This is a genomic window from Streptomyces sp. NPDC008317 (genome assembly GCF_042955955.1).
GTDB lineage: Bacteria > Actinomycetota > Actinomycetes > Streptomycetales > Streptomycetaceae > Actinacidiphila.
Genome location: NZ_JBIBFQ010000006.1, coordinates 213,138 through 226,509, shown reverse-complemented (window position 1 = coordinate 226,509; position 13,372 = coordinate 213,138). Strand labels below are relative to the sequence as shown.

The following is a 13,372-nucleotide window of genomic DNA, read 5'->3' as shown; positions in this document are numbered from 1 at the left end:
TCGCACGGTGTGTGACGGTGTGCGGCGCTACCTCAGCGCACGCGGTCGCGCTCATTGGGTCGCGCCATTCGGGTGACGACGCGTTAGTCCTATGGGATGGGCGGTTACTGATCGTTGTGTCGGTGCCGCAGACCCGGTGAAGCGCGGGTCGCGCGGCGGTCAGGTTCGTGAAGGGCGCACCGCGTGATCACCACCCGTCTGCTGCTGGACAGGACAGGCATGGCCACCGCCGTGCGGTTCCCGGCCGCGCGGACGACGCCCGCCCACGCCGCCACCGCGGACCGCGGAGCGGCCGACCACTCCGTGACCGTCATCGCCACCCGGGACGGTCGTCCGATGGCGGTCGCGGTGGACTCCAGGGCCTTGCGGGCGACCACCGCCGCGGACGCGACGACCGACACCGAAGACGGAGGAGCCGCCGCGGTTCCGGTACGGGGACCGGACCGCGGCGGCTCCTCGGCACTGTCCAGGGCCCTTGCGCCGTCCGGGCGACGGCTTCCCGCGTGGCGAGGCCGCTGAGCTGCGCCTAGCGTGGAGTTCCCGGGGGGTGGTCGCGCCAAGGGAGAACTCCGTCATGGCCCGTAGCAGCCCGGACACCTCCGCTTCCGCCGCCGGCCTCGGCGGCGGCCCACAGCCCGACGGGAAGCCGGGCCGCAGCAGTGTCGTCGGCACCCCCTCCCACCGCTGGTGGGTGCTCGGCGTGATCGGCCTGGCGCAGCTCATGGTGGTCCTCGACGCCACCATCGTGAACATCGCGCTGCCCTCCGCCCAGACGGCCCTCGGCTTCACCGACGGCAACCGTCAGTGGATCGTGACGGCGTACGCCCTCGCCTTCGGCTCGCTGCTGCTGCTCGGCGGCCGTCTCGCCGACCTGGTCGGCCGCAAGAGGGTCTTCCTGATCGGCCTGACCGGCTTCGCGCTCGCCTCCGCGATCGGCGGCGCCGCCCCCAACTTCGGCGTACTGGTCACCGCCCGCGCCCTCCAGGGCATGTTCGGCGCCCTGCTCGCCCCCGCCGCCCTCTCCTTGCTCACCACGACCTTCACCATCCCCAAGGAGCGCGCCAAGGCGTTCGGCATCTACGGCGCCATCGCGGGCGCGGGCGGCGCCGTCGGTCTGCTGCTCGGCGGTGTGCTGACCGAATACCTCGACTGGCGCTGGTGCCTGTACGTCAATCTGATCTTCGCCACGATCGCGTTCATCGGCGGCGTACGACTGCTGCAAGGCGGCACCCTGCCCGACCGTCCCCAGCTGGACATCCCCGGCACCGCCCTGGTGTCGGCCGGCCTGTTCTGCATCGTCTACGGCTTCTCCAACGCCGAGAAGCACCCTTGGAGCTCGCCGCAGACCTGGGGCTTCCTGGTGGCGAGCGTCGTCCTGCTGCTCGCCTTCGTCACCTGGCAGCGCCGTGCGGCGCATCCCCTGCTGCCGCTTCGGGTGGTGACCGACCGGGACCGGGGCGCGTCGTTCCTGGCGATGTTCATCTCCGGCGGCGGGATGTTCGGCGTCTTCCTGTTCCTGACGTACTACCTCCAGCAGAGCCTGCACTACTCGCCGGTCTCCACCGGACTCGCCTTTCTTCCGATGATCGCCGTGATGGTGGTGACGTCGGTGACCACCACCAATGTGCTGGTGCCGCGCTTCGGCGCCAAGCCGATCGTGCCGACCGGCATGGCCCTGGCCGGCGTCGCCATGGCGTGGCTGACCGCGCTCGACCTGCACAGCACCTATCCCGCGCACGTACTGCCGCCGCTGCTGATCCTCGGCCTCGGCCTCGGCTCGATCTTCGCCACGGCGATGAACCTCGCCACTGCGGGCGTACAAGCGCGTGACGCGGGTGTCGCGTCCGCCATGGTGAACACCTCGCAGCAGGTCGGCGGCTCCGTCGGCACCTCGCTGCTGAACACCCTCGCCACCAGCGCCGCCGCCAGCTACGTGGTCGGCAGGCAGAACACTCCCGCCGTCGCCGCGCAGGCCCAGTTGCACAGCTATTCGACCGCCTATTGGTGGGCGGCGGGCTTCTTCGCCGTCGGCACCGTGGTGACGGCCTTCCTCTACCGGCGCGGCAAGCCGCGTGCCCTGGCGCAGCCCAGCACGCTGCCCGACGATTCGCCCGCACCAGGTGACGCCGAACCCGACGCCCCGCCCGCCGCACATATGTGACGCCTCCCTCTCGCGCACGGCCGCTCACATCGTGGAATCCCGGGGCGTGAAGGTGGCGGATACAGCTACCGTGCCGTCATGACAGCCAACACCGTCGTGGCCGCTCTCGACGCCGTCAGCGTCCGCCGCTTCACCACCGGCCAGGTCATCCTCGACGACGTCAACTGGACCGTACGGTCCGGCGAGCACTGGGCGCTGCTCGGCGCCAACGGCGCGGGCAAGACGACGATGCTGCGCCTCATCGGCGCCCTCATGCATCCCACCTCCGGCACGGTCGACGTGCTCGGCCACCGCCTCGGCCGTGTCGACATGCGCGAATTGCGCGCGCACATCGGCCTGGTGTCGTCCTCACAGAAGGTGCCGCTCGACGCCACCGCCCACACCGTCGTCCTGACCGGCCACACGGGCACCGTGCAGCCGCTGTGGCGCAAGTACGACGACGAGGTCCGCGAGCGCGCGCACGAGCTGCTGGCGGAGCTGGAGATCAAGGATCTGGCGGACCGGGCGTACGGGGTCTGCTCCGGCGGTCAGCGGGCCCGCGTTCTGGTCGCGCGGGCGCTGATGGCCGACCCGGCACTGATGCTCCTCGACGAGCCCTTCAACGCGCTCGACCTGCCCTCCCGCGAGGACCTGATCGACGCCATGCACCGCCTCGCGCTCACCCGTACGGCTCTGGCGACCATCACCGTCACCCACCACCTGGAGGAGCTGTCGCCCGCGATCGGGCACGTACTGCTGCTCAAGGAAGGACGGGTGCTGACGTCGGGGACCGCGCGGCAGGTGCTCACGGCCGAGTCGATGACCCAATGCTTCGGGCGGCCGATCGAGGTCAGCAGGCACGAGGGACGGTGGCTCGCCCGCTCCGGGCGGCGCTGACCGTATGGGGTGACTTCACGGGCGCGAGGTTGACGCTCCCGCGGTCGGTGACCGACCGTTTCAGCGCAGCCAGGGCAGGTCCGCGCGGTCCGGCTGGTGCAGGCCCTCGGCGATGATGCGGGAGATCTCCCCGAGCTGCGCCGTCTGCTCGGGGGTGAGCCGGTCGAAGATCGCGGAGCGGACGGCGGCGACGTGACCGGGCGCCGTACGCACCACCTCGTCGTAACCGGCGTCGGTGAGGACCGCGATCTGCCCGCGGCGGTCGGAGGGGCAGTTCTCGCGGCGCAGCCACCCGTTCCCCTCCAGGCGGGCGACGGCGTGCGACAGCCGGGAACGGGTGATCTTGGCGCGCTCGGCGAGCTCCGTCATGCGCATACTGCGGCCGGGCGTCTCGGAGAGCGTGCTGAGCAACGCGTAGTACATGTGCGGCATGCCCGCGTCACGCTGGAGCTGACGGTCGAGGTGGTCTTCCAGCAACGTCGTGGCGTGCAGGAACGCCCGCCAGGTCGCCTGCTCGTCTTCGGTCAGCCATGTCATGGCGTTCATGGTACGTGCACTTCTTGAAGCTTCAATAAAATGGCGTGTCCCGCCGTCGGTCCGCGACCGGGCGCGTCCGGCTCGTACGACCGGACGCCTCTTTGGTGAAGCCTCCCGCCAACCCCGCCAACCCCGCCAATCGCGTGACGCAGGTCACAAGCGTGACGGGAAATATCCGGGGACGCGCTCCCCGTTTAGACCAGGTGACCGCGAAACGGGGAGTGCCTGTCCGTTTCAACGACGGGGCCCGTACCCCCGTGAACGACCGCTGGATCGATCGGAAGGAGCCGCCCGCCGTGAGCCTCGACACTGTTGGTACGACCAGCGCCACCGCAACCACCAGCAGCACCAGGCCGCGCGCCGTGCGGCTGCGCGCGGACGCCACACGCAACCGCGAGCGCATCGTCGCCGCCGCCCGCGAGGCCATCGTGGAGTTCGGCCCGGACGTGCCGCTCGACGACGTGGCGCGCCGCGCGGGAGTGGGCAACGCCACGCTCTACCGGCACTTCACCGACCGCGCCGAACTGATCCGCCAGGTCACGCTCACCGTCATGGCCACGACCGCCGAGCGGGCCGAAGACGCCCTCGCTCAGGAGCCCGACGCCTTCGCCGCGCTGCGCCGCTTCGTCTTCGAAGCGGCCGAAGAGCGGATCGGGGCGCTGTGCCCGATGCTGTCGGACGCCTTCGACCGCCAGGACCCCGCCGTCACCCAGCAGATGGAACGGCTGGAGCGGTCGGTCAACGCCATCATGGAACGCGCGCAGAGCGCGGGCCTGCTCCGTACCGACATCGCCGTCGGTGACCTGATGGTCGCCCTGACGCAGCTCACCCGGCCGCTGCCGGGCACCGGCTGCATGGGCTTCGACCGCTTCGTCCACCGCCACCTGCAACTCTTCCTCGACGGGCTGCGCGCCCCCGCCGGATCCGTACTCGTCGGGACGGCGGCCACCCTGGAGGACCTCAAAGCCGGAAACAAATAGTTCGCAACGCCCATGAACCGGGCGATAACGTAGGGAAGTTCGCCGACTTACCGAAGCGCAGTTCTCGGCCGCTCGACCGATGAACACCGCGACCGGATCCCGGACCACGATCCGCATCGTCCGGCGCCAGCTCGATGACACACGTCCCCACGTCCTGTCACTCCGCATCCATTAGTGAGATCAGTTATGCCTGAAACACGCTTGCCCGATCCGAAGCGCTGGACAGCGCTGATATTTATCGCCATCGCTCAGCTCATGGTCGTGCTCGACGCGACCGTGGTGAACATCGCACTTCCCTCCGCCCAGGCCGACCTCGGCATCTCGGACGGCAACCGCCAGTGGGTCGTCACGGCCTACACCCTCGCCTTCGGTGGCCTGCTGCTCTTCGGCGGCCGGATCGCGGACCTGTGGGGACGCAGGAACACCTTCATCGTCGGTCTGCTCGGCTTCGCCGCGGCCTCCGCGCTCGGCGGCGCCGCCGTCAACACGGCGATGCTGCTCGGCGCCCGCGCCCTCCAGGGTGTCTTCGGCGCCCTGCTCGCGCCCGCCGCGCTGTCCCTGATCTCGGTGATGTTCACCGACGCCAAGGAACGCGCCAAGGCGTTCGGCATCTACGGCGCCATCGCCGGCGCCGGCGCCGCGGTCGGCCTCATCCTCGGCGGTGTCCTCACCGAGTACCTGAACTGGCGCTGGGCACTGTTCGTCAACATCTTCTTCGCCGTCGCCGCCGTCCTCGGCGCCATCGCCTTCATCCGCGAACCCGCCGAAGGCCGCAACCGCAACCGCCTGGACATCCCCGGCGTGGTCCTCGCCAGCACCGGTCTGGTCGCGCTCGTCTACGGCTTCAGCCGCGCCGAGTCCGACGGCTGGTCGTCCGGTGTGACCATCAGCCTGTTCGTCGCCTCCGTGGTGCTGCTCGCCTCGTTCGTGGCCGTGGAAGGCCGCGTCAAGGCCCCGCTGCTGCCGCTGCGCGTCATCACCGAGCGGAACCGGGGCGGCGTCTACCTGTCGCTGGGCCTCGCCATCATCGGCATGTTCGGCCTGTTCCTGTTCCTGACCTACTACCTCCAGCAGGTCATGGGCTACTCGGCGCTCAAGTCGGGCTTCGCGTTCCTGCCCATGGTCGGCGGTATGGTCATCGGCTCCACGCAGATCGGCACGCGGCTGATGCTGCGGGTCCGGCCGCGCTTCCTGATGGCGCCCGGCTTCCTGGTCGCCGCCGTCGGCATGGGCATCCTCGCCCAGATCAAGGTCGACTCCAACTACGCCGAAATCCTGCTGCCCGGCCTGGTCCTGATGGGCCTCGGCATGGGTACGGCGTTCATGCCCGCCATGAGCCTGTCCGCGCACGGTGTGCGCCCCGAGGACGCGGGCGTCGCGTCCGCCATGGTCAACACCTCGCAGCAGGTCGGCGGCTCCATCGGCACCGCCCTGCTGAACACCCTCGCGGCCAGCGCCACCACCACGTGGATCGGCTCGCACGCCAAGAGCCCGGCCGACCTGAAGAACCAGTTGTTCGTCAACCAGGCCGCCGTCCACGGCTACTCGGTCGCCATCTACTGGGCCACCGCCATCCTGGTGCTCTCCGCCGTCCTGGCCTTCGTCCTGGTCGACGCGGGCGTCCAGAACACCGGAGAGAGGGTCGCCGAAGGCGACTTCGAGGACATCCCGATCCCGGTCATCGCACACTGACCCGGCACGGCACTCACCCGATGGGGTGAGCGCGTGAAGACGGCAGGGCCCCGCCTCGTGAAGCACGAGGCGGGGCCCTGCCGTTGGTCATTCGTCATTCCATACGCAGCCCCGCGTGGCGACCGTCAGAGCCCCTCGGGCCACTTGTACGAGCTGGGTACCGTCACCTTGTCCGAAGGCGCGCCGTACACGAGCGCGATCTCCTCGTGCGCGCCCAGCTTGATCGCCGCCGGGTCGCCGGTCTGCTCCTTGCCGTTCACGTACACGTGCAGCTCCTTGCCGCCGCCGGTCTTGAGCGAACCGAGCGTGTCCTTCGTGAGCGGCACGTTCCACTCGGTCATGAACTCGCCGAGCGTGAAGTCGGCCTGCACCGGCGACTCGATGTGCACGACGCCACTGGTGTCGTGCGTGTGGAGCGGGCTGATCGACTGCTTGGCCTCGTCGATGCCGATCAGGGCGGGCACGACGACGGCCTTGCCGTCCACGAACACATCGAGGTGACTGTGGATGTGCAGCACCTGCCCCTCCTGCCCGAGCATCGGCAGCCCCGCCGCCTTGACCTGCGCGGAGGCGTCGGCGGGCGCGGGCCACGAGACGGAACTGGCCGCGGGCTTGCTGTCACCACCGCCCGCGGTAGTCGTCGCCGTGTCGCTCGCTCCCTTGCCGCTGGCGGAGCTGGAGCCGGAGCCGCAGGCGGCCAGCGTCACGGCGCTAACCACTACGGCCACGCCGATCCCGATGCGTCGTTTCTGCATGAGCGTGGGGTCTCCTTGTTCAGCCGAACTGGACGGAACGCTTGGCGAGCCCCATCCAGAAACCGTCGATGATGCTGCGCTGGCTGCCGAGCTCGGACTCGGCGGCGCCGAGCGTAACGAACAGCGGGGCGAAGTGCTCGGTCCGCGGGTGCGCCAACCGCCCGGCGGGCGAGGTGTGTTCAAAGTCCAGCAGCGCGTCCACGTCCTGGGCTTCCAACGCCCGGTGACCCCAGTCGTCGAACTCCGCCGACCAGCTCGGCGGCTGCGGACCCGCGTTGCGCAGCGCCGCCAGATTGTGCGTGAAGAATCCGCTGCCCACGATCAGCACGCCCTCGTCGCGCAACGGCGCCAACTTGCGTCCGATGTCCAGCAGCTTCTCCGGGTCGAGCGTCGGCATCGACACCTGGAGCACCGGAATGTCGGCGGCGGGGAACATCTCCACCAGCGGTACGTACGCGCCGTGGTCGAGACCGCGGTCGGGCACGTCCTGCACGGGATTACCTGCGCCGCGCAGCAGTTTCCGTACGGAGTCGGCGAGCGCGGGCGCGCCGGGCGCCGCGTACCGCACCTGGTAGTAGTGCTCGGGGAAGCCCCAGAAGTCGTACACCAGGGGGACGGTGGTGGTCGCGCCGATCGCCAGCGGGGCCTCCTCCCAGTGCGCCGAGACCATCAGGATCGCCTTGGGACGCGGCAGGTCGGCCGACCAGGCCGCCAGCTCTGCGGGCCACACCGGGTCGTCGGCGAGCGGCGGGGCGCCGTGCGAGAGGTAGAGCGCGGGCATGCGCTCCGGGGTTGCCGTGGTCATCGCGCACCCTCCTTGAAGTTTCAAGCGTACGGGAGCACCACGGTAACCCCATATGCTTGAACCTTCAAATAAGCCGCACGTGTCCGCACGTGTCGCGCTGTCCGCGCGTCTCAGCGTGCGAGGCCGGCGTCAGCCCAGGCGCTTCTCGAACCACGCCACATCGTGGTACGCGCCGAATTTGTGGCCGACCTCCTCGTACACCCCGACCGGCCGGAAGCCGAAACGCTCATGCAGCCGCAGCGACGCCGCGTTCGGCAGCGTGACGCCCGCGTACGCGCGATGCAGGTTCTCCTCCGCCAGGGCCTCGAAGAGCGCCGTATAGAGCAGCGTGCCGATGCCGCGCCCGCCCGCGTCGTGCGCGAGATAGATCGTCGTCTCCACCGACGTCGCGTACGCGGCCTTCGGTCGGAAGGGGCTGCTGGTCGCATAACCCAGGATTCGTCCCGACGGGCCGGGAAAGTGAGCAACCAAGAGCCGGTGCGGGCCGTCTTTCGGGTGGGAGAGCAACCACGGACGACGTTGTTCGACGGTGAAGGGAACTACGTCGAACGTGACCGACGTTTCACGGATGTAGTGGTTGTAGATGTCGGTAAGAGCGGCCAGATCGCCCTCACTACCTGGTCTGACCTGGACTTCTGGACGTTCCGGCACCCTTTGGCCTCCCTGTGTGGCGAGACAGGGTACTGCATGATCACAAAATTCAGGTCACGAGATGGGAATTGTGTCCGGATTCCAATCGTTATCCCGATCAGGACGGGGCAACCGCAAGGCAAGAGCCGCACCTGACGGAACCATCCGGCAAGCGGCCCGACCGCCCGGTCCGACCGAGACCCGACCGCACCTTCGTAAGGGAGCACGCATGGCAACCCGTGCCGTCGCCCGTCGTCACGCTGGCGGGACCAGTAGCGTTCGCGCCGCAGGCGGGGAAGTCGCCGACCGCGACCTCGTCGGCATGTACCTGGACGAGATCGCGCGCACCCCGCTGCTCGACGCCGCCAGGGAAGTGGAACTGTCCCGCGACATCGAAGCGGGCGTCTACGCAGAACGCATACTCGCAGCCGATCCCGGACTGCCCGCAAAGGCCGGCGGCGACGCCCGCCGCGAGGAGCTCGAGGCCATCGTCGCCGCGGGCGAGCAGGCCAAGGACGTCTTCATCCGTTCCAACCTCCGGCTCGTCGTGGCCGTGGCCCGCCGCTACCCGCGCAGCGGACTGCCGCTCCTCGACCTGATCCAGGAGGGGAACGCCGGCCTGGTACGCGCCGTCGAGAAGTTCGACTACGCCAAGGGCTTCAAGTTCTCCACCTACGCGACCTGGTGGATCCGCCAGGCCATCACCCGCTCCATCGCCGACCAGTCCCGCACGATCCGGCTGCCCGTCCACCTCGTCGAGGAACTGGGCCGCATCCGCCGCGTGCAGCGCGAGTTCAACCGCGAGCACGGCCGCGACGCGGAGCCCGCCGAGATCGCCACCGAACTGGCCTCGACCCCCGAGCGCGTCACCGACGTCCTCGACTGGGCCCGCGACCCGGTGTCGCTCAACATGTCCGTCGACGCCGAGGGCGAGACCGAATTCGGTGACCTGGTGGAAGACGGCGCCGCGCCGTCCCCCGAGGACTCCGTGCTCGTGATGCTCCGCCGCGAGGAACTGGACGGGCTGATCGACCGCCTCGACGACCGCACCGCCTCCATCATCCGGGCCCGCTACGGCATCGTCGACGGCCGCGAGCGCACCCTCACCGAGGTCGGCAAGCAGCACGGACTGACGCGCGAGCGCATCCGGCAGATCGAGAAGCACGCACTGGCCGACCTCAAGCGGATGGCCCGCGCGACCGGCCTCGACCAATACGAAGCCGCCTGACCGGCGCGCTTCCCCACAGACCCGAACCCCGGTGCATTCCCCCCCGCACCGGGGTTCGGCCTGTCCGCGACACCCACAACCACCTGATCGGGCACGACCGCCCCAGGTGAGACGCTTCCGCCTATGGACGACCAGACCGACGCCCAAGCCGGGCCCCACAAGAACGAGCCCCACCACGACGGACTCGGCACCCGGCTCAACTGGCTGCGCGCCGCCGTACTCGGCGCCAACGACGGCATCGTGTCCACCGCGGGCCTGGTCGTCGGCGTCGCGGGAGCCACCGACTCCCGCTCCACACTCCTGACCGCGGGCATGGCCGGACTCCTCGCGGGCTCCCTGTCGATGGCGGCGGGCGAATACGTCTCCGTCAGCACACAACGCGACTCCGAACAGGCCGCCCTCGCCCTGGAACGCGAAGAACTCGCCACCACCCCCCAAGCCGAACTCGACGAACTCACCGGCCTCCTCGAAGACCGCGGCATCAGCCAGGAACTCGCCCGCGAAGTCGCCGAGCAACTCACCGAGCGCGACGCCCTCGGCGCCCACGCCCGCGTCGAACTCGGCATCAACCCCGACGAACTCGCCAACCCCTGGCACGCGGCCGGCGCGAGCTTCGTCTCCTTCACCATCGGCGCCCTGCTCCCGCTCCTGGCCATCGTCCTGCCACCCACCTCGTGGCGCCTGGCCGTCACCGTCGTCTCCGTCCTGCTGGCCCTCGTCGGCTGCGGCTGGGCGAGCGCCCGCCTCGGCAGCGCACCGACCGGCCCCGCCATCCTCCGCAACGCCGCGGGCGGCGCCATCGCGATGGCCATCACCTACGCCGTCGGCGAGCTCCTCGGCGCGACCGGCGCCGTCTGACCACCGCCCCGCGCCTGCAACGTCACCCCCACCGCCACCGTGACCGCACACACCAACCCGGCCCACAACACGGCGTGCGACCCCGTGAAGGTGCACGCCAACACCACCACCCCCGAGACCGGCAGCGTGAGCTGCTGCGCGAGACCCCGCTTGTAGTGCCGTGAGTGCAACAACCAGACAGTGATGAGAAACACCGCGGCGGGAACCGTGACCCAGGCCGCCGCCACCCGCGTCGAGATCTCCGCCTTCCCGACCGCCTGCTCGACCGCGATCTCCATCCCCGCCCCGATCGCCGCCGCCGAACCGAACACCGCGAAGTGGCCGTAACCCCAAAGGAACGCCTGCCTGTTCGACACCAGGTGGTCATGGATCGGCACCGCGAAGTAGATCCACCACGCGGCGAAGACAATCAGCAACCCGCCGATGGCGATCGGCAACAACTCACCGAGCGCGTCGTGCTCGTCGGCCGCCGACTGCACGGCGATGGTCGCCGAGGACACCGACTCCCCGAGCACGATGATCGTGAACAACCCGTACCGCTCCGCGATGTGACGCGGATGCCACGTCGTCGGTGCCGCCCGCTCCGCCAGCACAGGCACCGACATCTCCGCCACCGCCAACAACACGAACGCCCACACCGGCGGCGCACCGTGCGGCAACAGCAACGCCATCCAGCCCACTTGGCACAACGTCACCCCGAACGCGTACCGCAGAGCCGTCCCCCGAGCCGCGCCCGTCTCCGCCCCGGCCGCCCGCAGCCACTGCGTCACCAACGCCAGCCGCATCACCGCGTATCCGCACACCGCCAACCGGAAGTCGCCGCTGTCGAAGGCGCGCGGCACACCCGCTGCCAGCATCAGCACACCGACGATCTGCACCAGCGTGGTGATCCGGTACGGCACATCATCCGTGTCGTATGCGGAGGCGAACCATGAAAAGTTGACCCACGCCCACCAGATGGCGAAGAAGACCAACAGGTAACCGGTCACGCCGTGCCCCGGATGCCCCTCCACGGCAGCATGCACCAGCCGGACGCCCGCCTGCGCGACCGCCACCACGAAACACAAGTCGAAGAACAGCTCAAGCGGCGTGGACGCGCGGTCTTCCTCGTCGCGGCTGCGTGCCGTCATCCGGCGCAACGCGCCGCTGGTCCTGGCCACGGGACCCGCCGGAGTCGTCGGTTCAGTCATGGAGGACACCATGGAGTACGGCAGGCACTACGCGCAGCGCGCCGCGCGGAATTCCAGGCCGCTCAGCCCCGACTCGCCTGCCCGCGCGGCGAATCCGCCCGCGCCAGCTCCCCCGTGGTCAGGAAGCGTTCGACGCGCTCCACGTAAGGGCCGATCCGGATGCCCTGCTCTGCCAGCCAGCCATCCGAATAGTACTTCTCCAGATACCGCTCACCCGGATCACACAACAAACCCACCACGCTGCCCTGTTCACCGCGTTCGCGCATCTCGGAGATGATCCGGAAGGCGGCCCACAGCCCGGTGCCGGTTGACGCGCCCGCCCGGCGGCCGAGCAGGCGCTCCAGGACGCGCACGCACGCGATGGAAGCGGCGTCCGGGACCCGCATCATGCGGTCGATCGCGCCCGGCACGAAACTCGGCTCCACCCGCTGGCGGCCGATCCCCTCGATACGGGACCCCGCTCCGGTCGTCACCGCCGGATCGTGATCCCGCCAGCCCGGAAAGAACGCCGAATTCTCCGGATCCGCGACGCAGATCCCCGTCGTCGCCTGGGCGTACCGCACGTACCTGGCCAGCGTCGCCGACGTCCCCCCGGTGCCGGCCGTCGCCACGATCCACGTCGGGACCGGGAACCGCTCGACCGCCATCTGCCGGAAGATCGACTCGGCGATGTTGTTGTTGCCCCGCCAGTCCGTCGCCCGCTCCGCGTACGTGAACTGATCCATGTAGTGGCCGCCGGTCTCCTGCGCCAGCCGTGCCGCCGTCCCGTACACCTCGCACGGGTCGTCGACCAGATGACATCGGCCCCCGTGGAACTCGATCAGCTCGATCTTCGACCGCACTGTCCCGCGCGCCATCACGGCCACAAAGGGGACACCGATCAGCCGGGCGAAGTACGCCTCCGAGACCGCCGTCGACCCGCTGGACGCCTCGATCACCGGCCGCCCCGGCCGGATCCAGCCGTTGCACAGGGCGTACAGGAACAGCGAGCGCGCCAGGCGGTGCTTCAGCGAGCCCGTGGGATGCGTGGACTCGTCCTTCAGATAGAGGTCGACGCCCCAGTCCGCCGGGAGCGGAACTGACAGCAAATGGGTATCGGCGGACCGGTTGGCGTCGGCATGGACCTTCCCCACAGCCTCGCTCAACCAGCGACGGTACGCGAGGTCGCTTCGGTCGAGATCCTGTTCCCGCGCCCGCGCCTCTACGTGCTCCCGCTCCGGTACGTGTGCCTGTGCGCGTCGCTGTTCCCCGCTCTCCGGGTCCGGGCGTACGGCTGCCGGTGTGGGCGAGGGCGTCGGGTCCGGTGTCTGCATGCGGCCAGGTATATCCGGCCGACTGCCTCAAACGGACACTTGGGGTATCTCCCTCCGGCCGCTTGAGCAGGGACGACAGCCCGGCCACCGACGCCCCGCCGTACCCTGGAGGCATGAGCAGCGCCCCCGATCGCACCCCGGCCGAGAACCCCGGCGACGAGCCCACCCCGGCCGTCGTACCCCCGGTGGGACCCTCGGGCCTCGTCTTCGACGATCCGCTCGACCGTCCCTCGGCCGACGACACCGACCGGGGCTGGGGCGACCGGCCCTCCGGCTCGGCGGCCGATGACGACGACTTCACGCGCTTCCTCAACGAGAAGCCGCCGCACCACCTCTGAGCCGAGCGG

The 13,372-nt window shown here is 69.8% G+C and carries 14 protein-coding genes; 8 read left to right on the top strand and 6 right to left on the bottom strand.

Features of this window, described 5'->3' with window-relative positions; all coding sequences use genetic code 11:
* Positions 1-183 precede the first annotated feature (183 nt).
* From ACFY9V_RS21180 to ACFY9V_RS21170, 3 genes are all read left to right on the top strand, one after another.
* Positions 184-519, top strand: coding sequence for a hypothetical protein (locus tag ACFY9V_RS21180; protein ID WP_391162385.1), 336 nt, complete (start codon positions 184-186; stop codon positions 517-519).
* 55 nt (positions 520-574) lie between these two features.
* Complete coding sequence (locus ACFY9V_RS21175; protein ID WP_391162384.1) at positions 575-2,161, top strand: DHA2 family efflux MFS transporter permease subunit; 1,587 nt, start codon at positions 575-577, stop codon at positions 2,159-2,161.
* Between the two features lie 78 nt (positions 2,162-2,239).
* Positions 2,240-3,037 carry an ATP-binding cassette domain-containing protein gene (locus ACFY9V_RS21170; RefSeq protein ID WP_391162383.1) on the top strand — a complete coding sequence of 266 codons (798 nt, stop codon included), beginning with the start codon at positions 2,240-2,242 and terminating at the stop codon, positions 3,035-3,037.
* A gap of 60 nt (positions 3,038-3,097) precedes the next feature.
* Here ACFY9V_RS21170 and ACFY9V_RS21165 read toward each other — a convergent pair whose 3' ends face one another.
* On the bottom strand, positions 3,098-3,583 hold the full coding sequence (locus ACFY9V_RS21165; RefSeq protein ID WP_391162382.1) for a MarR family transcriptional regulator: 486 nt from the start codon (positions 3,581-3,583) through the stop codon (positions 3,098-3,100).
* Positions 3,584-3,870: 287 nt separating this feature from the next.
* Here ACFY9V_RS21165 and ACFY9V_RS21160 point away from each other — a divergent pair, with 287 nt between their 5' ends.
* Entirely contained in the window at positions 3,871-4,554 is a 684-nt protein-coding gene (locus ACFY9V_RS21160) for a TetR family transcriptional regulator (RefSeq protein WP_391043333.1), read from the top strand.
* Between the two features lie 186 nt (positions 4,555-4,740).
* The gene (locus ACFY9V_RS21155; RefSeq protein WP_391162381.1) at positions 4,741-6,246 is read left to right on the top strand and encodes a DHA2 family efflux MFS transporter permease subunit; all 1,506 of its coding nucleotides are present in this window, start codon (positions 4,741-4,743) and stop codon (positions 6,244-6,246) included.
* Positions 6,247-6,371: 125 nt separating this feature from the next.
* On the opposite strand, the gene ACFY9V_RS21150 is transcribed toward ACFY9V_RS21155, so the two are convergent.
* From ACFY9V_RS21150 to ACFY9V_RS21140, 3 genes are all read right to left on the bottom strand, one after another.
* Entirely contained in the window at positions 6,372-7,001 is a 630-nt protein-coding gene (locus ACFY9V_RS21150; protein WP_355337816.1) for a hypothetical protein, read from the bottom strand.
* A gap of 19 nt (positions 7,002-7,020) precedes the next feature.
* The gene (locus ACFY9V_RS21145; RefSeq protein WP_391120956.1) at positions 7,021-7,806 is read right to left on the bottom strand and encodes a dioxygenase; all 786 of its coding nucleotides are present in this window, start codon (positions 7,804-7,806) and stop codon (positions 7,021-7,023) included.
* Positions 7,807-7,935: 129 nt separating this feature from the next.
* On the bottom strand, positions 7,936-8,457 hold the full coding sequence (locus tag ACFY9V_RS21140; RefSeq protein ID WP_391043340.1) for a GNAT family N-acetyltransferase: 522 nt from the start codon (positions 8,455-8,457) through the stop codon (positions 7,936-7,938).
* 208 nt (positions 8,458-8,665) lie between these two features.
* Between ACFY9V_RS21140 and ACFY9V_RS21135 the strand changes: the two genes are divergently transcribed.
* Together ACFY9V_RS21135 and ACFY9V_RS21130 are read left to right on the top strand one after the other, a co-directional pair.
* Positions 8,666-9,664: a sigma-70 family RNA polymerase sigma factor gene (locus tag ACFY9V_RS21135; RefSeq protein ID WP_355337827.1), complete on the top strand. Its 999-nt coding sequence runs from the start codon at positions 8,666-8,668 to the stop codon at positions 9,662-9,664.
* A gap of 123 nt (positions 9,665-9,787) precedes the next feature.
* A complete protein-coding gene (locus ACFY9V_RS21130; protein ID WP_355337831.1) occupies positions 9,788-10,522 on the top strand; it encodes a VIT family protein in 735 nt (244 codons plus the stop codon).
* Here ACFY9V_RS21130 and ACFY9V_RS21125 read toward each other — a convergent pair.
* The gene (locus ACFY9V_RS21125; RefSeq protein ID WP_391162380.1) at positions 10,480-11,712 is read right to left on the bottom strand and encodes a low temperature requirement protein A; all 1,233 of its coding nucleotides are present in this window, start codon (positions 11,710-11,712) and stop codon (positions 10,480-10,482) included. The genes ACFY9V_RS21130 and ACFY9V_RS21125 overlap by 43 nt on opposite strands.
* 62 nt (positions 11,713-11,774) lie before the next feature.
* Positions 11,775-13,025 carry a pyridoxal-phosphate dependent enzyme gene (locus ACFY9V_RS21120; protein ID WP_391162379.1) on the bottom strand — a complete coding sequence of 417 codons (1,251 nt, stop codon included), beginning with the start codon at positions 13,023-13,025 and terminating at the stop codon, positions 11,775-11,777.
* A gap of 113 nt (positions 13,026-13,138) precedes the next feature.
* Between ACFY9V_RS21120 and ACFY9V_RS21115 the strand changes: the two genes are divergently transcribed.
* Positions 13,139-13,363: a hypothetical protein gene (locus ACFY9V_RS21115; protein ID WP_391162378.1), complete on the top strand. Its 225-nt coding sequence runs from the start codon at positions 13,139-13,141 to the stop codon at positions 13,361-13,363.
* Positions 13,364-13,372 lie beyond the last annotated feature (9 nt).